Below are 17,265 nucleotides of genomic sequence, written 5' to 3'. Positions count from 1 at the left end.
CCCGCGCATTCGCTGCCGCGAGAGGCCGGCCGGCGCGATTGCTGCATTGCGCCGGATAGTTGCCGCTGCGCAACATCGGCTCGCGCAGGGGCGGCCTCGTGGCGGCCCCGAACTCAGGCGGTCTCGGCCAGCCCCTGCAGCCGCGCGAAAGCGACCGGAGCGATCTCCGCCAGCTCCGCGACCGGTTTCCAGGCGGCGGCATGAACCTCCTCCTCCTGCGCGACCAGCGGCAAAGCGGGGTCGGCCAGGAAGAGGTATTGCAGGTCGTGATGGATATGGGCGGGTTCGCCGCGCGAGGGCTTGCCGGGAACCTCATGGCTGTCGATGGCGAAGGGCAGGTCGCCGCTGCGATGCCAGGGGTGCAGGGAAAGTCCGGCGACGCCGGTTTCCTCCACCGCCTCGCGGGCCGCCGATTCGTGGAAGCGCGGCGCCGGCTCGTAATGCCCGCCGGGCTGGAGCCAGCGGCCGATCACGACATGGTCGATCAGCAGGATGCGGGCGTGGTCCGGCGAGAGCACGAAGGCGCTGGTGGTGACGTGCCCGGGAAAGGTGTCGCGCTCGGCGAGGGCATGACGCTCGCCGATCTGCCAGCGCAACAAGGCCAGATGCTCGCGGGGCCCGGCGATCTCGGAGCGATAGCGCGTCACCAGCGGCTCGAACCGGCCGAGAAAATCGTGGACGGACATAGGGAAACCTTAGGGCAGCGGCAGGCGGTAGCGCTCGAAGCCGCCATTCTTGGCGCCGTCATAGCCGACGATGACATCCAGTCGGTTGCCACGCTGGCCGAGGATCGTCACCGCCTCCGCCTTCAGGCCGGGGCGGGCCGGCAGGTCGCCGAGCAGCCTGGTGGCCTCGGGTTTGATCGGGTCGACCAGCAGGAGCGAATAGGCGAGCGACTGCTCGGCAGCCGGCCCGACCAGGACCAGAAGTCGGCCGTCAGGCAGGGCGGCGAGGTCACGGATGCCGCGGTCGCGGTCGGCGGGAATGGCGATCACGGTCGGCGCGACCGTCGCCGGAGCGTGGCCGGGGGCGAACAGGGCATCGACAGGCGCGCCGACCAGGAAGGCCTTGCCCGCGATCGAGGGAGCGCGCAGGCCGGCCCAGAGGATCGGGCCGGTGACGGCGACGCCTTCGAGATTCATCCCGTTCTCGTCATTGAGGGCCTTGCCGAAATAGGGCGCGGCGTCTCCGGCCTGACGCAGCATGTCGCTCAGGCGATAGGTGAGCTCGATTTTCCCGGACGGAGAGCCGGCTTCGTCGACCCGGAGCCGGGCGAGATGGAAGGCCGAAAGCCGGAACTCGCCCTTCTGACGCGAGCAGCCATGCGAGCCGGCGACATAGAAGGCTCCGGCGGAGAAGGTGACCGCCTCGCCGTCGAGTTCCGCGAATTCGCCGGCTTCCTTGCAGATGCCGTCGGGCGGCGTGCCGAGCGTGGCGCTGGAGGCCGCGTCGCCGATCAGGGGCACGGTCGCGCCGGGGGTGACGCGGTTCTCGGCGATCTGGGCGAACTGCGCGAAGGAGCCTTCGTCATTGATCACGAGGCAGCGCAGCGTGCCGGTCGCCGAGGGCATGCAGGCGAGGCCGCTGAGATCGACCGCCGTCTTGCCGGGCTTCTTGCCGGCGAAATCGCCATTGCTGCGCAGGCGCTGCTCCGGCGTGAGCGTGTTGGCGTCCGCCATGGCAGGGCTGAGCAGGGCGGTGGCGAGCAGAATGGCGAGCAGGCGAGACGGCATGGCGAATCCAGGCGGCGAATCGAGCGGGCCGGACTGGCGGACGCCCGAAATTAGCTGACCCGCAGCCTCGCCGATTGCAAGGCTGCGGGTCAGCTTAGAATGAATGCATCGCTGCGGCGAGCCGCCGAATCCGGGTCATGCTGTCGAAAAGGCCCGGTTCTCCGTGATGCGTCATTAGCGTTGCCGTGGCCGGCTTGCGGGCCGGCTGCGCTAGCCGCGCTTGCGGCTCCAGTCCTCATAGAGCCCCGCCTCGTCGACGGGGCGCAAGGGCCGCAGCGGGATGGACTGGGCCTGCGGCTCCCTGGCCATCTCGGCATAGATCTTGGCGGTGGACAGGCCGAATTCCTCACCATCCTCGTTCGAATAGGCGAAGAAGGCCGCCTTGACGCCGGTCAGGTGCATGGCGGCGAGGCACATCGGACAGGGATGGCCGCTGGCATAGATGGTCGCGCCGTCGAGGCGCGGCGTGCCGAGCTCCGCGCTCGCCTGGCGGATCGCTTCGAGCTCGGCATGGGCGGTCGGGTCGTTCGTCTCGTGGGTGCGATTGACGGCGCGGGCGAGAATCTTGCCGTCGCGCACCAGCACGGCGCCGAAGGGGCGTCCGCCCTGTCCGATATTGTCGCGGGCAAGCGCCACCGCCTCGCGCATGAAGCTCTCGTCGGACATGGGCTGCCTCCGATCATCATGGCCCGGGCCGGGGACGAGCCCGGCCCGGAGCCTTTGTCAACTTACCGGCAGGCGCCAAGATGGCGGTGCCTGTCGCGGGCTTCAGCCGAGCTTGCCATAGGCGGGGACGGTGAGGAAATCCTCGAATTCCGGCGCGAGCGAGAGCTTGGCGAAGAGTTCGATCGCCTCCGGGAAGCGGCCCTTGTCATAGGCCTCGGCGCCGAGCTCGCCGCGGACGCGCTCCATTTCCTCGGCGAGGCAGCGCTTGAACAGGTCTGCGCTGACCTTGGTGCCGCCGTCGACCTCGACGCCGTACTGGACGAACTGCCAGATCTGGGCGCGGCTGATCTCGGCCGTCGCCGCATCCTCCATCATGTTGTAGATCGGCACGGCGCCGCGCCCACGCAGCCAGGCCTCGAGATATTGCACGCCGACGCGGATGTTCTCGCGGAAGCCGGCCTCGGTGCGGCTGCCCTCGTGCACTTCGAGGAGATCCGCGCGGCCGACATTCACATCCTCGCGCTTCTTGTCGAGCTGGTTCGGCTGCGGCATCAGCCGGTCGAACACCTCCATCGCGACCGGGACGAGGTCGGGATGGGCGACCCAGGTGCCGTCATGGCCGTCGCCGGCTTCGCGCTCCTTGTCGGCCTTGACCTTGGCGAAGGCGGCGGCATTGGCTTCGGGGTTGTTCTTGACCGGGATCTGCGCCGCCATGCCGCCCATGGCGAAGGCGCCGCGGCGATGGCAGGTCTTGATCAGCAAGAGCGAATAGGCGCGCAGGAAGGCCTTGGTCATCACCACCTGAGAACGGTCGGGCAGGACGAAGGCCTTGTTGCGGGCGAGCTTCTTGATGAAGGAGAAGATGTAGTCCCAGCGGCCGCAGTTCAGGCCGGCCATGTGGTCGCGCAGCTCGTAGAGGATCTCGTCCATCTCGAAGGCGGCTGGCAGGGTCTCGATCAGCACGGTCGCCTTGATCGTGCCGGTCTTGAGGCCGAGCGCGTTCTGGGCGGCGACGAAGACGTCGTTCCAGAGCCTGGCCTCGAGATGGCTCTCGAGCTTGGGCAGGTAGAAATAGGGGCCCGAGCCCTGGGCCAGCGCCGCCTTGGCGTTGTGGAAGACATAGAGGCCGAAATCGACCAGGGACCCCGAGGCGATCTCGCCGTCGATCTCGATATGGCGCTCGGGAAGATGCCAGCCGCGCGGCCGAATGATCAGGACGGCGGGCTTGTCCTTGAGCTTGTAGGCCTTGCCGGTGGTGGCGTCGGTGAAGTCGATCTTGCCGGCCCAGCGGTCCCTGAGATTGATCTGGCCTTCGACCATGTTGGCCCAGACCGGCGAGGAGGCGTCCTCGAAATCGGCCATGAAGACCTTGGCGCCGGAATTCAGCGCGTTGACGATCATCTTGCGGTCGACGGGGCCGGTGATCTCGACACGGCGATCCAGCAGATCGGCCGGGATCGGCGCCACCTTCCAGTCGCCTTCGCGAATATGCCGGGTCTCCGCCAGGAAGTCGGGCGTCTCGCCGGCGTCGAAGCGCTTCTGGCGCTCGGCCCGCAGCGCCAGCAGGCGCTTCCTGGTTTCGTTGAAGCGGCGCTGCAGATCGGCGACGAAGGCGAGCGCCTCATGGCTCAGGATCTCGTCATAGCGCGCGGCGAGCGCACCCTTGACGACGACGCCCTTCGGCAGGGACAGACTGGGCTCGGTGGCGGACATGGCGGGCTCCTCTCGGCGGACCAATGCGTGCTGGAGGCCACTATGTCCCTGGATTATTTTATCCGGTAGGCGTCAGATTGCCGAGGATTTTTGCCGCTTTGGAAACAATAAGCCGCCGCCCTTGGAAGGGCGACGGCCGGTCCGGACGCGCGGGATGCGTTCAGAACTTGTAGGTGATGCCGGTGCCGAAGATCCAGGGATCGATCTTCACCTTGCCGCTGACGGCGCCGCCATTCACCTTGACCTTGGGCTCGAGGAAGAGCTTCTTCACGTCGAAATTGATGCCCCAATGCTTGTCGAGCATGATGTCGACGCCGGCTTGCAGGGCGAAGCCGAACGAATCCTTCAGGTTGAAGCTGGTGAAGCCGCCCTTGGCCTTCTCGTCGAAGAAGACGGTGTAGTTGATGCCCGCGCCGACATAGGGCTTGAAGGCGCCGATCGGATCGAAATGATATTGCAGCGTCAGCGTCGGCGGCAGCAGCCAGGCCGAGCCGATGCGCGCGCCCGCGAGCGCGCCGGCGCCCTTCACATTGTGCGGGGTGACGCCGAGGATGAGTTCGACCGCGAGGTTGCGGGTGAAGAAGTAGGTGATGTCGAGCTCGGGCACGACCGAGGTCGAGATCGAGACGTCGCCGCCGACGATCGGCGCGCCGCCCATCCGCAGGCTGGCCGATTCCTGCGGCATCACGACGAGGGCGCGTCCGCGGATCATCCAGGGGTTCCAGGGGTCGATGGCGGTCATCGTGGGGGCGGTCTTGCGCGAAGGCAGGTCGGCGGCGGTGGCGCCGAGCGACGTCGCGCCCAGGAGCGCGGCTGCGAGCGAGGCGAGGGCGATACGAGACGTCATCGGAGAGATTCCTGCACGGAGGGGCCGCATGAGGCGGTGCAGACCGCTTCGATCATGAGCCGGGGCGGCTGATCCTTGACCTCTGTCAAAGATCTGGATGCGGGCGGGCGAACCGCGATCGACGTGGCATTTTTGTGACGGCGGCGGCGCGAGAACCGCTCTGAGGCCGACATAGGCGGAAGGCCGGCGGCCATGGACGCCGGTCGACGACCAGAAGGATGCCCTTATGACCGCCCTCCGCCTCGGACTCTTCGCTGCCGCCCTCGCTGCCGGTTTCGTCGCCGGACCGGCCATGGCGCAGAATCGTTGCGCCGTGACCGACCCGACCGGCACGCCGCTGAACATCCGCGAGACGCCCAATGGCGACATCATCGGCCGCGTCACCAACGGCGTCGGCGTCAGGGTGGTGAATTCGAGCTTCGACGAGCGCGGCCGGCCCTGGGTGCTGATTCGTCCGCGCGGCACGAGCCAGGTCGTGGGCTGGGTCTATCGGGAGTTCGTTTCTTGTTACTGAGGTGGTCGCAGGGCGACAGGCTGACGTTACAAACGCGGGGAACCCTCTCCTGTAAGGAGAGGGCAGGGAGAGGTGTAGGCCCTGTGACCAGTTCCGCGAGCGCTAACCGCGCGATTGGGTTGAAGCTAACGACATTCCTCCGAACGCCTCACCCCTACCCCTCTCCTTACAGGAGAGGGGATCCTGCGCCCTATCCTGCCAGTTCCCCGAACCGCTTCAAAAACGCTCCCTGCGCCACTTCCGTCGGCTCGGGCTTCAGCAGGTCCAGCACCTCGCGCGGCAGCGCCTGAGGCCTGCCGAAGATGCGCAGCGCCTCGGCCCGCTCGAAGCCGGCGAGTTCGGTCGCCTCCAGGAAGGCGGCGACGTGGTCGGCTTCCTTGGTCTTGCGCTTGACCAGCGCCGGGGTCGACGCCGGCAGAGAAAAACGCAGATGGATCGCGCCGAGCAGGCGCAGCTCGACGCCCTTATAGGCATCGCCCATCACCGCCTTGAACGGTGAGATCATGTCGCCGATGACGTATTCCGGCGCATCATGCAGCAGCGCCATCAGCCGCCATTCTCGCGACCAGTCCGGGTTGAGATGGCCGGCGATCGCCTCGACCAGCAGGGAATGCTGCGCGACCGAGAAGGAATGGGCGCCGCGCGTCTGGCCGTTCCAGCGAGCGACGCGGGCAAGGCCATGGGCGATGTCCTCGATCTCGACATCGAGCGGCGAGGGGTCGAGCAGATCGAGCCGCCGGCCCGACAGCATGCGCTGCCAGGCGCGCGGGGAGGCTGGGGGCTTCGCCATGGTCAGTCGGCCGGCGCTGTTTCTGTCGATGCGATGGACTGGTGCGACGCCCTGATGTCGTCAAGGCCCGCGCGCGGCCGTCCGTCCGGCAGGAAGTTGTCGTCGCTCAGCCAGGCTTCGATGGCCTGCCGGTGCAGAGGCCATTCGTCATCCAGGATCGAATGCCAGGCGATATCGCGTGGCGCTCCCTTGACGATCGCGGCGCGGCGCCAAACGCCTTCCTGACGAAAGCCATAGCGTCCGGCGGCACGTAACGAAGCCGCATTGCTCGCAGCGCAACGCCAGACCATCCGCCGGTAGCCGAGATCATCCATGGCGTGCCGGATGAGAAGGTAGATCGTTTCGGTCGCCGCGCGGGAACGCTGCAGGCGTGGAGAGAACCAGATGCTGCCGATCTCGATGGCGGCGTCGAGAGGATAGACGTCGCAAAGGGACAACCAGCCCTCTGCACGGCCGCTGGAATGCGGCCGCACAGCCCAGAATGGCTGACCATCGCGGGACGACAGATCCGTGATCAGCGCGGACAGGGCTTCGATCGTCGCAGGCGGCCCATAGCGCAGGAACGACCAGGACGCCTCGGCATCTGCCGCCGCCTCCCACAGCTCGTGCAGATGGTCCTGTCCCAGCGGCTCGAGCGTGACGTGATACCCCTGGTGCACGCAGCGCTCGGGAAGGGGCCAGTGTCGCGCTGTCTGCGCATCGTCGGACATAGTGCTTGCCCCGCCTAGCGGCTGTCGCGCGCCAGAGCCGCGCATTCCTGCCAGCGGAAACAGCCGGTGAGGTGGTCGTTGACCATGCCGCAGGCCTGCATCACCGCGTAGACGATGGTCGGGCCGCAGAAGGTGAAGCCGGCAGCCTTGAGCTCCTTTGAGATCGCCTTCGACACGGCGGTCTCCGCCGGTACGCCCTCATGGGTCCGGAAGGCGTTCTGGATCACCCGGCCGTCGAGATGTTTCCAGAGGAAGTCGGTGAAGGGCTGCTTCTCGCTGATTTCGAGATAGGCCCGTGCATTGCGGATCGTGCCCTCGATCTTGCCGCGATGGCGGACGATGCCGGCGTCGGCGAGCAGGCGCCGGACATCGGCCTCGCCGAAGCGCGCGACCTTCTCCGGCTCGAAACCGGCGAAACCGGCGCGGAAGGCGTCACGCTTGCGCAGGATGGTGATCCAGGACAGGCCGGCCTGGAAGCCGTCGAGCATCAGCTTTTCCCAGAGCGTGCGGGAATCGTATTCTGGAACGCCCCATTCGGTGTCGTGATAGGCGAGGTAGAGCGGATCGCTCCCCGGCCAGATGCAGCGATATTTGCCGTCTGCTCCCTGGACCGCCTCGCGCCCGCCGGTGAGGTCGTTCATGCCGCCGCTCCGAATTCGGGCTCGCCGGGGAAGGGGAAGCGGATGAAGGCCGGCTTCTCAAGCGTGAAGGCGAGGCCGCCGGCATCGAGTCCGTGGCCGGCGGCGAGCGCATCCGCCACTCGGTCGAGCCGGAGCAAAGCGAGGCCGCGGCCTCCCGCGCAGGAGCCGACGCGGCCGAGCAGCTTGCCGCCGGCGCTGGCCTCGACGCCGTCCTCGGGATTCAGGCCCTCGCTGAAGACCACCGGCACGACCCGCGAGCGCGCCGTGCCGCGATGCTGCATGCGCGAGACCACTTCCTGGCCGATATAGCAGCCCTTCTTGAAGGAGACGCCGCCGAGCTGGTCGAGCAGCGCCTCATGCGGAAAAGTGTCGCCATAGACGAAGTCGCGCCCGCCATCGGGAATGCCGAGGGCGATGCGGCGGGCGTGATAATCCTCCATCGCGCCGCCCGCGATCTCCTCGACACCGTCGAGATCGGTGATCGCGCGGTCGCCGAGCTCCGGCAGGCGCGGATCGGCATAGCGCAGGCCGAGATCATCGGGCAGCCGGCCGCCATCGTCCGCGACGATGACGGCGGTGCTTTCGGTGAGGTCGTCGAGCGCCACCTTGGCGCGCAGCTTGTAGAGTTTCAGGCGCTTCATCAGATCGGCGGTCTGGAGGAGCGGGCAATCGAGCAGGAAGCCGCCGCCATCCTCCTCCGGCACGGCGACGATGAGAAAATCGCCGATGATCTTGCCCTGCGGTGTCAGCAGCGCGCCATAGCCGGCGCGCTCGCTGCCGACCTCGTCCATCTCGTTGGTGACGATGTTCTGCAGGAAGTCGCGGGCATCGTCGCCGCTGACGCGGATGACGCCGCGGTCTACCAGTCTGATCGCCGGCATGTCGAACCTTACGCTTCGTGGTGGCTGCGGCTGGGCGCCGTTCGTTGGGGATAGTTAGGTCGCTTCGGCGGCATGCTCAACCGGCCGCGTGCCGACAACCGCGATGGCGAGGCGGTTTTCCCTAGACTCCGCAGGAAACGGGCGCCTGGCGGCCGGGGCGGGGCGAGCCCGACGCACCTTCGCATATTCAGCTGACAATGGCCTGTTTCCTGCCAGAATGGGCCCGCCGACGTCATGGAGCACTCGCCATGCCGAAGCCGCCCTTCGATCAAGCGGAGCTGTTCGCCGATGCGGCACGACGGGCCGCTTCGTTCCGGGAGACCTTGCCGAACCGGCTTCAGCGGCCGCTGGCCGATTATGCCGGGATGCTGCGCCGCCTTGCGGCACCGACGCCGGAAACGGGCCTGCCGGCCGACGAAGTGATCGCGGTGCTCGACGCGCAGATGCAGCCGGGGCTTCACGCGATGGCGGGCGGGCGCTTCTTCGGCTGGGTCATCGGCGCGTCGCATCCGGTCGGCGTTGCGGCAGACTGGCTGACCAGCGCCTGGGGGCAGAATGCGGGCAACCATCAGGCCTCACCGGCGGCCGCGGCAGTTGAAACGGTCGCCGCAGGCTGGCTGCTCGACCTGCTCGGACTACCGCGGGAAGCGTCCGTCGGCTTCGTCACCGGGGCGACGGTCGCCAACTTCGTCTGCCTCGCGGCGGCGCGCAGCGAGGTGCTGCGGCGCGTCGGCTGGGATGTCGAGGCCGACGGCCTGTTCGGGGCGCCGCCGATCAAGGTGGTGATCGGCGACGATGCGCACACCACGGTGTTCTCGGCGCTGCAATTGCTGGGGCTCGGCCATGACCGCGTCGTCAGGGTCGCGACCGATCCACAGGGGCGGATCGAGGCCGAGGCCTTCGCGGTGGCGCTCAAGGCCGGCGAAGGACCGGCGATCGCGGTGCTGCAGGCCGGCCAGATCAATACCGGCGCCAGCGATCCTTTCCGCCGGCTGATTCCGTTCGCACACCGGCACGGGGCCTGGGTGCATGTCGACGGCGCCTTCGGGCTCTGGGCGCGGGCCAGCACGCAGACGGCCCAACAGGTCGATGGTGTCGATGAGGCCGATTCCTGGGCGACGGACGGGCATAAATGGCTGCAGACGCCCTATGATTGCGGCTATGCGATCATCCGCCACGGAAAGGCGCATCGCCGCGCCATGACGGCGGCGGCGAGCTATCTGCCCGAGGTCGCCGATGGCGAGCGCGACCCCAGCCATTTCGTGCCGGAGTTGTCGCGGCGGGCGCGGGGCTTCGCCAGCTGGGCGATGATCCGCCATCTCGGCCGCTCCGGCATCGCGGCGATGGTCGCCCGCCACTGCGCCTTGGCGCGCCGGATGGCCGAGCGCCTCCAGGCCGAGCCGGGTATCGCGATCGTCAATCAGGTCTGCCTGAACCAGGTCGCGGTGCGCTTCGGGAGCGATCTGCCCATGGCGGAAGGCGATGCGCTGACGCAGGCCGTGATCGCCCGCCTGCAGGCCGACGGCACCTGCTTCGCCGGCGGGGCGAAATGGCGCGGCCTCGCGATCATGCGGCTCTCGGTGATCTCCTGCGCGACCGACGATGAGGATGCCGACGCCGCGGTCGCGGCGATCCTTTGCGCCTGGCGTGCCTGCCGCGGCTGAGTTTTGCGGCGGCCCTGTCGTGCTCGCCGCCTCCAATTCGACGTGCCGACGACGGCGGTTTCCGCTGCTGCAAAAAAAATGCGCCGGGCTCTGAAAAAAATTTCGGCGGCCTGTCGATCTCGCCGCGCCTCGTTCGACGTGAAGACAGAGGGCAGGAATTCTCCTGCTCCGGACATCAGGGCAAAGCGAACCCCAAGGGCAGGAGAAGACGGATGCGCGTGATGGTTCTGGTCAAGGCCGACAAGGACAGCGAAGCCGGCGTGATGCCGAGCGAAGATATGCTCACCAGGATGGGCGCCTATAACGAGGAGCTGGTGAAGGCCGGCGTGATGCTGGCGATGGACGGGCTTCATCCGAGCGCGAAGGGGCTGCGCATGCGCTTCTCGGGCGCGGAGCGGATGATCACCGACGGCCCGTTCACCGAAACCAAGGAGCTGCTCGCCGGGTTTTGGATCTGGCAGGTCCGTTCCTTCGACGAGGCGATCGAATGGCTGAAGCGCGCGCCCTTCGACGGCGGCACCGAGATCGAGCTGCGGCCGGTCTTCGAGATGGAGGATTTCGGAGAGGTGCTGACGCCGGAACTGCGCGAGCAGGAAGAGCGGGTGCGCGCCGAGGCGGCGAAGCTCGCCAGCTGAACGAGATCCCTTTTAAAAGGACGGCTGTGGCGCAGCGCGGCCGATCCATCGTCCACTTAAGGAGAAGTCCGATGCGTTTCATGATTCTGGTCAAGGCGACCAAGGACAGCGAAGCCGGCGCGCCGCCGAGCCAGGAACTGCTCGAAGCGATGATGGCCTATAATGAGGAGTTGGTGAAAGCCGGCATCATGAAGGGCGGCGATGGCCTGCAGCCGAGCGCCAAGGGCGTGCGCGTGCAGTTCGACGGGGCAAAGCGCGCGGTCGTCGACGGCCCCTTGGCCGAGACCAAGGAGCTCGTCGCTGGCTACTGGCTCTGGGAATGCGCCTCGCTCGACGAGGCGATCGCCTGGGTCAAGCGCTGCCCCAATCCGATGCCCGGCCCTTCCGAGATCGAGATCCGTCCGCTCTACGACCTCGCCGATTTCGGCGAGATCGTCACGCCGCAGACCGAGGCGACCTGGCAGCGGCTCAAGAGCGAGATCGGCGATTAGAGGCGTTAAGCCGCCCGGCGGCCGCCGTGGCCCGGGCGGCTTGCCAGCCGGCGATCCTGGTGCTGTCTATCGCAGCCGATGTCGGCGAGCGATACACACCGCACTATCGAGACGGTCTTCAGGATCGAGACTCCCAAGCTGATCGCTGGGCTGGCGCGCGTCACCCGCGATGTCAGCCGGGCGGAGGAGCTGGCGCAGGACGCGCTCGTCGCGGCGCTGCAGCAATGGCCGGGCGAGGGCGTGCCGCGCAATCCCGGCGCCTGGCTGATGCAGGCCGCCAGGCACCGCGCCCTCGATTGGCTGCGCCGCGACAAGATGCTGAAGCGCAAGCACGAGGAGATCGGCCGCGATCTCGACGAGGAGGCCGATCCGATCGCCGAGATCGAGGAGGCGCTCGACGACGAGGTCGGCGACGACCTGCTCAGGCTGATCTTCACCGCCTGCCATCCGGTGCTCGCGATCGAGGCGCGACTCGCGCTGACGCTGCGCCTGATCGGCGGCCTGACCACCGAGGAGATCGCCCGCGCATTCCTGGTGCCGGAACCGACCATGGCGCAGCGCCTGGTGAGGGCGAAGAAGGCGCTGGCCGAGGCGAATGTGCCTTATGAGGTGCCGCATGGGCCGGAGCTCGCAGAGCGGCTCGGCTCGGTGCTGGAAGTCGTCTACCTGATCTTCAACGAGGGCTATGCCGCGACCACCGGCGAGGATTGGGTGCGTCCGGGGCTATGCGAGGAGGCGATGCGGCTCGGCCGCATCCTGGCGGGGCTCGCACCGCGGGAGCCCGAGGTGCACGGCCTCGTCGCCCTGATGGAACTACAGGCCTCGCGCCTGCGTGCCCGAATCGGCCAGGACGGCCAGCCCGTGCTGCTGCTCGACCAGAACCGGGCGCTCTGGGACCATCTGCTGATCAGTCACGGCCTCAAGGCGCTGGAGACGGCGCGGGGGCTGGCGCCGTCGCCGGGGCCTTACGTCCTGCAGGCCGAGCTAGCCGCCTGCCATGCCCGGGCCGGTAAGGCGGAGGAGACCGACTGGGCGCGGATCGCTGCGCTCTATGGCGCGCTCGGCGCGCTGACGCCCTCGCCGGTGATCGAGCTCAACCGGGCCGTGGCGGTCGCGATGGCGGAAGGGCCGGCCGCCGGGCTCGCGCTCGTCGATGCGCTGGCCGCGGCACCGGCGCTGAAGAACTACCATCTGCTGCCGAGCGTGCGGGCCGATCTCCTGGCCAAGCTCGGCCGCCATGGCGAGGCGCAGGCCGAGTTCAGCCGCGCTGCCGGCATGACCAGGAACCGGCGCGAGCGCGATCTGCTGCTGGGCCGGGCGGAGACGGCGCGAAAGGCGGCCGGCTGAAGGTCCTGCCGTCATTCACGGGCGCAGCGAAGCGCGGACCCGAGAAATTCATGACGAGAAGCACAGGCCGGAGCCTCTTCCGGCCTGAGATGCCCCGGGGCAAGCCCGAGCATGACGTCCTGTATTAGTGGCGCGTGCCGGTGGTGAAGATGCCGGTGCGAAGCTTCTCGGGCAGGGCCTGGGCGAAGACCGCCGTCGCTTCCTCGCCATAGGTCTCGACCAGCGTGCGCATCGCCGCGAACAGCGCGGCATGGGCGAGGGCATCGGAATCGAGCCCGTCCTGCCGGCCCTCGGCGAAGGCATCCTCGATATAGCAATAAGCGACGCGGCGGGCGTCGCTCACATCTTCGGCGAGCAGCGGATCGAGCGGCAGATCGTCGGAGAGAACGGACATGAAGTCTTCAAAACCCGGCAGGCGTCAACGGGGTGCATTCCCGATCCGGTGCGCGAGAGAACGCATCCGTCTCGAAGCAGTGATGCCATAGTTTATAGGCGGGGGCGGCGGGGGGCGCCATCATGGTCTTTAAGAAAGGTTAATTCCCTGGGGAGAGTTTTGGCGAATTGCGACGATTGAACGCGGCTTATCCGCCGAAGCGCCCGGCCAGGGCCCGTGCCAGCTTCTCGCCTTCGCCGGCGAGCCGGCTCGATGCCTCCTGGCTGCCCTCGCCGCAGACCCGATGCGTCGCGGAATAGGCCCGAAAACCGCGGTTATAGGCGCTCGCCAGCCGCTCGCGTCGCTGCGGGCTGCGACCCTCCGATTCGAGCAGCGCCGCCATACGCTCGCGCCAGTCCTGCGCCTCGCGGGCGCCGCACAGGGTCCGCAGATAGGCGAGCGAGCCCATGATCTCGGCGAGCTTGAGCAATTGCGGCTCGTAGGGCGGGGGCGGCGCCTCGGGCTCCGGCGCTGGCGCTTCCTGGCGCTGCGGGGCGGGCGGCGACTGTCGCGGCTGACCCAGAGCCGGCCCGCTGGCGAGGAGCGCGCAGAGCAGGGTCGAGCCGAGGCGCCGCACCGTCATGGGCCGCCGGTCTCTCTCGAGAAGATCGCGGCGGCGCGGCGCAGCACGTCGCCGAGCTCGCGCGTCGTCGGAATGCCGCCGAGCCGCAGCGGATCGGCCCACATCACCGCGCCGGCTTCCGGCCCTGGCTTCGGCTCGCCTTCGAGCCATTCGCCGACGAAGGAGGCGACGACGAAGTGATGCGTAACCACCCCTTCCGGATCGCGCCCCATGATCTCGACATGGCGGTTGAAGCCGATGATCCGGGCGCTGACGCCGACCTCTTCCGCCAGCTCGCGCAAAGCGGCCGCCTCGAGGTTCTCGCCGAGCTCGACCTTGCCGCCGGGCAGCGACCAGAGCTGGTCGGCCGGAGGCTTGGTGCGGGTCGCGAGCAGCACCTTGCCGTCACGGAAGACGGCGACCGAGGCGGCCAGCACCGGCCGCACCGGCTGCCTGCCGGTCGCCGGGAAGGGGATGACGCGGCCGCCCTGCGCGCTCAAACGTGCTGCCCGCCATTGATGTGCAGCTCGGCGCCGGTGACATAGCTCGAGGCGTCGGTGCAGAGGAAATAGATCGCCTTGGCGACCTCCTCGGTTTTGCCGAGCCGCTGCATTGGCAGCTTCTCGACGATCTTGTCGGTGCCGGGCGAGAGAATCGCGGTGTCGATCTCGCCGGGCGAGATCGCGTTGACGCGGATGCCGAGCGGGCCGAAATCGGCGGCCATTTCGCGGGTCAGGCTGGCGAGCGCCGCCTTCGAGGTGGCGTAGGCCGCGCCGGCGAAGGGGTGGACGCGCGAGCCGGCGATCGAGGTGACGTTGACGATCGTGCCCTTGGCCGCCTTCAGCTCGTCGAGCAGGCCGCGCGCCAGCATGATCGGCGCGAAGAAATTGACCTGGAAGACCTTGTGCCAGTCGTTGAACGAGGTCGTCGCGGCGCCGAGGCGCGCGCCGCCCTGTCCCTTCGGCGAGATGCCGGCATTGTTGACCAGCGCATGAAGCTTGCCGCCTTCGGCGGCGAGACGCTTCTTGATTTCGGCGATGCCGCGCATCGTGTCCTCGGGGTCGCCGAGGTCGATCTGGACATGGTCGTCGGCGCCGGAGGGCCAGGGGCATTTCTCCGAGAAGGCCTGGCGCGAGCAGGACAGGATGCGCCAGCCCGCCATGGCGAACTGCATGACGGTGGCGTGGCCGATGCCGCGGCTGGCACCGGTCAGCAGCATGACCGGGCGCTTGCCCGGCTCGGTCTTCGGAAAGTCGAATTTGGGCATGGCCATGGAACGAGACTTCCCTCAGGGATAGAGCCGGGTCTTCGTCCAGGCCTCGCCTGGCGAGGCGCGGCGGAAGACGATGCGGTCATGCAAGCGGAAGGCGCCGTCGCGCCAGAATTCCATATAGATCGGCGCGATCCGGAAGCCGGTCCAGTGCGGCGGACGCGGAATCTCGCCGACCCCGAACTTCAGCGCATGGGCGGCGACCGCCTTTTCAAGAGCAAACCTGCTCTCCAGAGGCCGCGACTGCTGCGAGGCCCAGGCGCCGATCCGGCTGTCGCGCGGGCGCGATTGGAAATAGGCATCGGCCTCGGCATCGCCGACCACCGAGACCGGACCACGGATCCGGATCTGGCGGCGCAGGCTCTTCCAGTGGAACAGCACCGCGGCCTTGCTCTGGCCGAGCAGTTCCTCGCCCTTCTGGCTCTGCGTGTTGGTGTAGAAGACGAACCCGTCCGGGCCGCGCCCGTTCAGCAGGACCATGCGGCAATTTGGCAGACCGTCGGCGTCGACGGTCGCCAGCGCCATGGCGTTGGGGTCGTTCGGCTCGGAGGTTTTGGCCTCCTCGAACCAGCTCTCGAACAGGGCGAAGGGCTCGCTGGCCTCGGTGAAGTCACCGCTCGTTAACGCATTCACGTGCTTAATCCTCGGAGGTTTCAGGAAGCGTCGGGCGAGCGCGATCCGTAATGCGGTTTGAGTTGCGAGACATATATAGACCCGTGCGGCGTGCGGGCCAGAGCCCCTGTGAGCGCAGCCCGGTTGCGCGCCGGGCATCCTTGGCCGGCGCGCTGCTGCTGGCGCTGGCCTCGGCCGGCTGCTCGATGTCCTTTCCGATCCTCGGGCTGTCGAGCAAGGCCGAGGACGAGGTCGCCATGACGACCTCTTCGGTGCTGCCGGCGCGTGGCGGGCCGGAGCGCGGCCCGCTGGTCGCGCTGGCGCCCGATCTCGGCCCGGAGGACTGGCGGCGGGCCGAAGGGGCGATGGCGCTGGCGCTCGACCCGCAGGGCAATGGTGCGCCGGTCTCCTGGGACAATGCCCAGAGCGGCATGAAGGGCACCTTCACGCCGGTCGGTGGCCCCTTCCTCAAGGAAGACGAGATCTGCCGCGCCTTCCTTGCCTCGATGGCGCTGCAGAGCGGTCCGGTCAGGCTGCAGGGCACGGCCTGCCGACCTTCCGGTGGGGAATGGGCGGTCAAGGACGCCAAGACCTGGAAAGGCACGGCCTGAGCGCAGTCCCCCTGTTGCCAACGCGCCACAGTCACCCCATCTAGGAAGCGCTTCCGGCGTGCTGGGAGACTCAATTCATCAGGGGTGCATGTATGCGTGATCCGTATCAGGTTCTGGGCGTGGCGAAATCGGCGAGCGATGCCGAGATCAAGAAGGCGTATCGCCGCCGCGCCAAGGACCTGCACCCCGACCGTAACCAGAACGATCCCAAGGCGCAGGATCGTTTCGCCGAGCTGAACGGCGCCTATGAGATTCTCGGCGACGAGGCTAAGCGCAAGCAGTTCGACCGCGGCGAGATCGATGCCGAGGGCAAGCCGAAATTCTCCGGCTTCGAAGGCATGGGCGCCGGCCGCGGCGGCGGGCGCCAGGGAGGCTTCGAGTATCATTTCGGTCAGGGCGGCTCGCCCTTCGGCCAGGGTGGGGATGCCGGCTTCGACCCGGCGGACATCTTCGGCTCGCTGTTCGGCGATGCCGCGCGTCGCGGCGGTCGTGGCCGCGCGAGCCCGCCGCCGAAGCCGCCGGAGCAGAGTTTCACGCTCGAGGTCGCGCTGGCCGATGCGGTGAAGGGAGCGACGCGCCGGGTCAAGCTGCCGGGCGGCCGGGAGGTCGAGGTGACGATCCCCGAAGGCGTCGCCGACGGCAAGGTGATGCGCCTGCGCGGGCTAGGCCAGCCGCATCCGCTCACCGGTGAGAGCGGCGACGTCCTGATGACGATCAAGGTCAGGCCCGACCCGCGCTTCACCATAGACGGGCATGATCTGCGCAGCCGCGTCGCCGTGCCGCTCGCCACGGCGGTGCTCGGCGGACCGATCCATGTGCCGACCCTGTCCGGAACGGTCGAGATGAAGGTACCGCCGATGACCGGCACGACACGGCAGTTCCGCCTGCGCGGCAAGGGCCTGCCGACCGAGAAGAAGGGCGAGTTCGGCGACCTCTTCGTCGCGCTCGACATCGAGATGCCGGCGGAGGATGCCGAGCTGACGGCGCTGATGAAGGCGCGGGCTGGCTGACCGGATTGCGCCGGGCGAAACCCTCACGCCAGCAGTCGCGATAGGACGGGGGACCGGGCGGCATGGCCGGCCGGTATCCTGCTCCGGCCGAATCCGTCTCTTATCCAAAGCGTTGGAACCGGCCCGCAGCGAAAA

The 17,265-nt window shown here is 68.1% G+C and carries 21 protein-coding genes; 7 read left to right on the top strand and 14 right to left on the bottom strand.

Features of this window, described 5'->3' with window-relative positions; genetic code table 11:
- Positions 1–113: 113 nt before the first annotated feature.
- From J0J10_RS12425 to J0J10_RS12405, 5 genes are all read right to left on the bottom strand, one after another.
- The gene (locus J0J10_RS12425; RefSeq protein ID WP_291646863.1) at positions 114–686 is read right to left on the bottom strand and encodes an NUDIX hydrolase; all 573 of its coding nucleotides are present in this window, start codon (positions 684–686) and stop codon (positions 114–116) included.
- A 9-nt stretch (positions 687–695) separates the two neighbouring features.
- Positions 696–1,733, bottom strand: coding sequence for a DUF3616 domain-containing protein (locus tag J0J10_RS12420; RefSeq protein ID WP_291646862.1), 1,038 nt, complete (start codon positions 1,731–1,733; stop codon positions 696–698).
- A 210-nt stretch (positions 1,734–1,943) separates the two neighbouring features.
- On the bottom strand, positions 1,944–2,399 hold the full coding sequence (locus J0J10_RS12415; protein ID WP_291646861.1) for a nucleoside deaminase: 456 nt from the start codon (positions 2,397–2,399) through the stop codon (positions 1,944–1,946).
- Positions 2,400–2,501: 102 nt separating this feature from the next.
- Positions 2,502–4,112 carry a malate synthase A gene (aceB, locus tag J0J10_RS12410; protein ID WP_291635987.1) on the bottom strand — a complete coding sequence of 537 codons (1,611 nt, stop codon included), beginning with the start codon at positions 4,110–4,112 and terminating at the stop codon, positions 2,502–2,504.
- Between the two features lie 160 nt (positions 4,113–4,272).
- Positions 4,273–4,959, bottom strand: a complete 687-nt coding sequence (locus J0J10_RS12405) for an OmpW/AlkL family protein (RefSeq protein ID WP_291646860.1) — start codon at positions 4,957–4,959, stop codon at positions 4,273–4,275.
- A gap of 226 nt (positions 4,960–5,185) precedes the next feature.
- On the opposite strand from J0J10_RS12405, the gene J0J10_RS12400 reads away from it, so the two are divergent.
- Positions 5,186–5,473, top strand: coding sequence for an SH3 domain-containing protein (locus J0J10_RS12400; protein ID WP_291635990.1), 288 nt, complete (start codon positions 5,186–5,188; stop codon positions 5,471–5,473).
- A 190-nt stretch (positions 5,474–5,663) separates the two neighbouring features.
- On the opposite strand, the gene J0J10_RS12395 is transcribed toward J0J10_RS12400, so the two are convergent.
- The 4 genes from J0J10_RS12395 to ygfZ are packed head-to-tail and all read right to left on the bottom strand — an operon-like array spanning position 5,664 to position 8,495.
- The gene (locus J0J10_RS12395) at positions 5,664–6,263 is read right to left on the bottom strand and encodes an HD family hydrolase (protein ID WP_291646859.1); all 600 of its coding nucleotides are present in this window, start codon (positions 6,261–6,263) and stop codon (positions 5,664–5,666) included.
- A 2-nt stretch (positions 6,264–6,265) separates the two neighbouring features.
- On the bottom strand, positions 6,266–6,973 hold the full coding sequence (locus J0J10_RS12390; RefSeq protein ID WP_291646858.1) for a GNAT family N-acetyltransferase: 708 nt from the start codon (positions 6,971–6,973) through the stop codon (positions 6,266–6,268).
- A gap of 14 nt (positions 6,974–6,987) precedes the next feature.
- The gene (locus J0J10_RS12385; RefSeq protein WP_291646857.1) at positions 6,988–7,614 is read right to left on the bottom strand and encodes a DNA-3-methyladenine glycosylase I; all 627 of its coding nucleotides are present in this window, start codon (positions 7,612–7,614) and stop codon (positions 6,988–6,990) included.
- Complete coding sequence (ygfZ, locus tag J0J10_RS12380) at positions 7,611–8,495, bottom strand: CAF17-like 4Fe-4S cluster assembly/insertion protein YgfZ (protein ID WP_291646856.1); 885 nt, start codon at positions 8,493–8,495, stop codon at positions 7,611–7,613. Before ygfZ ends, J0J10_RS12385 begins: the two co-directional genes overlap by 4 nt.
- A 248-nt stretch (positions 8,496–8,743) precedes the next feature.
- Between ygfZ and J0J10_RS12375 the strand changes: the two genes are divergently transcribed.
- From J0J10_RS12375 to J0J10_RS12360, 4 genes are all read left to right on the top strand, one after another.
- Positions 8,744–10,159, top strand: coding sequence for a pyridoxal phosphate-dependent decarboxylase family protein (locus tag J0J10_RS12375; RefSeq protein WP_291646855.1), 1,416 nt, complete (start codon positions 8,744–8,746; stop codon positions 10,157–10,159).
- Between the two features lie 212 nt (positions 10,160–10,371).
- The gene (locus J0J10_RS12370) at positions 10,372–10,794 is read left to right on the top strand and encodes a YciI family protein (RefSeq protein ID WP_291647040.1); all 423 of its coding nucleotides are present in this window, start codon (positions 10,372–10,374) and stop codon (positions 10,792–10,794) included.
- Positions 10,795–10,865: 71 nt separating this feature from the next.
- Complete coding sequence (locus J0J10_RS12365; RefSeq protein WP_291646854.1) at positions 10,866–11,285, top strand: YciI family protein; 420 nt, start codon at positions 10,866–10,868, stop codon at positions 11,283–11,285.
- Positions 11,286–11,363: 78 nt separating this feature from the next.
- A complete protein-coding gene (locus J0J10_RS12360; RefSeq protein ID WP_291646853.1) occupies positions 11,364–12,632 on the top strand; it encodes an RNA polymerase sigma factor in 1,269 nt (422 codons plus the stop codon).
- 124 nt (positions 12,633–12,756) lie between these two features.
- Here J0J10_RS12360 and J0J10_RS12355 read toward each other — a convergent pair whose 3' ends face one another.
- The 5 genes from J0J10_RS12355 to pdxH all read right to left on the bottom strand — a co-directional run bounded on the left by J0J10_RS12355 (position 12,757) and on the right by pdxH (position 15,530).
- On the bottom strand, positions 12,757–13,026 hold the full coding sequence (locus J0J10_RS12355; protein ID WP_291636005.1) for a hypothetical protein: 270 nt from the start codon (positions 13,024–13,026) through the stop codon (positions 12,757–12,759).
- Positions 13,027–13,213: 187 nt separating this feature from the next.
- Positions 13,214–13,648, bottom strand: coding sequence for a TIGR02301 family protein (locus J0J10_RS12350; protein WP_291646852.1), 435 nt, complete (start codon positions 13,646–13,648; stop codon positions 13,214–13,216).
- Entirely contained in the window at positions 13,645–14,127 is a 483-nt protein-coding gene (locus J0J10_RS12345; protein WP_291646851.1) for an NUDIX hydrolase, read from the bottom strand. The genes J0J10_RS12350 and J0J10_RS12345 overlap by 4 nt, the downstream gene beginning before the upstream one ends.
- Complete coding sequence (locus tag J0J10_RS12340; protein ID WP_291636012.1) at positions 14,124–14,900, bottom strand: SDR family NAD(P)-dependent oxidoreductase; 777 nt, start codon at positions 14,898–14,900, stop codon at positions 14,124–14,126. Before J0J10_RS12340 ends, J0J10_RS12345 begins: the two co-directional genes overlap by 4 nt.
- 15 nt (positions 14,901–14,915) lie before the next feature.
- A complete protein-coding gene (gene pdxH, locus J0J10_RS12335; protein ID WP_291636013.1) occupies positions 14,916–15,530 on the bottom strand; it encodes a pyridoxamine 5'-phosphate oxidase in 615 nt (204 codons plus the stop codon).
- Positions 15,531–15,670: 140 nt separating this feature from the next.
- Between pdxH and J0J10_RS12330 the strand changes: the two genes are divergently transcribed.
- Both J0J10_RS12330 and J0J10_RS12325 read left to right on the top strand, forming a co-directional pair.
- Complete coding sequence (locus J0J10_RS12330) at positions 15,671–16,120, top strand: RT0821/Lpp0805 family surface protein (RefSeq protein WP_291646850.1); 450 nt, start codon at positions 15,671–15,673, stop codon at positions 16,118–16,120.
- A 92-nt stretch (positions 16,121–16,212) separates the two neighbouring features.
- Positions 16,213–17,130, top strand: coding sequence for a DnaJ C-terminal domain-containing protein (locus J0J10_RS12325; RefSeq protein ID WP_291646849.1), 918 nt, complete (start codon positions 16,213–16,215; stop codon positions 17,128–17,130).
- Positions 17,131–17,265 lie beyond the last annotated feature (135 nt).

It is taken from the genome of Allobosea sp., assembly GCF_017308075.1.
In the GTDB taxonomy this organism is placed as follows: Bacteria; Pseudomonadota; Alphaproteobacteria; order Rhizobiales; family Beijerinckiaceae; genus Allobosea.
Note: the sequence above shows the minus strand (reverse complement) of the source record. Positions and strands in the feature narration are given on the sequence as shown.

Coding starts and splice junctions, on each gene's coding strand:
- J0J10_RS12350 (WP_291646852.1), bottom strand. CDS start 13,648: ATGACGGTGCGGCGCCTCGGCTCGACCCTGCTCTGCGCGCTCCTCGCC.
- J0J10_RS12395 (WP_291646859.1), bottom strand. CDS start 6,263: ATGGCGAAGCCCCCAGCCTCCCCGCGCGCCTGGCAGCGCATGCTGTCG.
- J0J10_RS12340 (WP_291636012.1), bottom strand. CDS start 14,900: ATGGCCATGCCCAAATTCGACTTTCCGAAGACCGAGCCGGGCAAGCGC.
- J0J10_RS12385 (WP_291646857.1), bottom strand. CDS start 7,614: ATGAACGACCTCACCGGCGGGCGCGAGGCGGTCCAGGGAGCAGACGGC.
- J0J10_RS12325 (WP_291646849.1), top strand. CDS start 16,213: ATGCGTGATCCGTATCAGGTTCTGGGCGTGGCGAAATCGGCGAGCGAT.
- aceB (WP_291635987.1), bottom strand. CDS start 4,112: ATGTCCGCCACCGAGCCCAGTCTGTCCCTGCCGAAGGGCGTCGTCGTC.
- J0J10_RS12400 (WP_291635990.1), top strand. CDS start 5,186: ATGACCGCCCTCCGCCTCGGACTCTTCGCTGCCGCCCTCGCTGCCGGT.
- J0J10_RS12390 (WP_291646858.1), bottom strand. CDS start 6,973: ATGTCCGACGATGCGCAGACAGCGCGACACTGGCCCCTTCCCGAGCGC.
- J0J10_RS12420 (WP_291646862.1), bottom strand. CDS start 1,733: ATGCCGTCTCGCCTGCTCGCCATTCTGCTCGCCACCGCCCTGCTCAGC.
- J0J10_RS12355 (WP_291636005.1), bottom strand. CDS start 13,026: ATGTCCGTTCTCTCCGACGATCTGCCGCTCGATCCGCTGCTCGCCGAA.
- ygfZ (WP_291646856.1), bottom strand. CDS start 8,495: ATGCCGGCGATCAGACTGGTAGACCGCGGCGTCATCCGCGTCAGCGGC.
- J0J10_RS12375 (WP_291646855.1), top strand. CDS start 8,744: ATGCCGAAGCCGCCCTTCGATCAAGCGGAGCTGTTCGCCGATGCGGCA.
- J0J10_RS12365 (WP_291646854.1), top strand. CDS start 10,866: ATGCGTTTCATGATTCTGGTCAAGGCGACCAAGGACAGCGAAGCCGGC.
- J0J10_RS12360 (WP_291646853.1), top strand. CDS start 11,364: ATGTCGGCGAGCGATACACACCGCACTATCGAGACGGTCTTCAGGATC.
- J0J10_RS12425 (WP_291646863.1), bottom strand. CDS start 686: ATGTCCGTCCACGATTTTCTCGGCCGGTTCGAGCCGCTGGTGACGCGC.
- J0J10_RS12405 (WP_291646860.1), bottom strand. CDS start 4,959: ATGACGTCTCGTATCGCCCTCGCCTCGCTCGCAGCCGCGCTCCTGGGC.
- J0J10_RS12370 (WP_291647040.1), top strand. CDS start 10,372: ATGCGCGTGATGGTTCTGGTCAAGGCCGACAAGGACAGCGAAGCCGGC.
- J0J10_RS12415 (WP_291646861.1), bottom strand. CDS start 2,399: ATGTCCGACGAGAGCTTCATGCGCGAGGCGGTGGCGCTTGCCCGCGAC.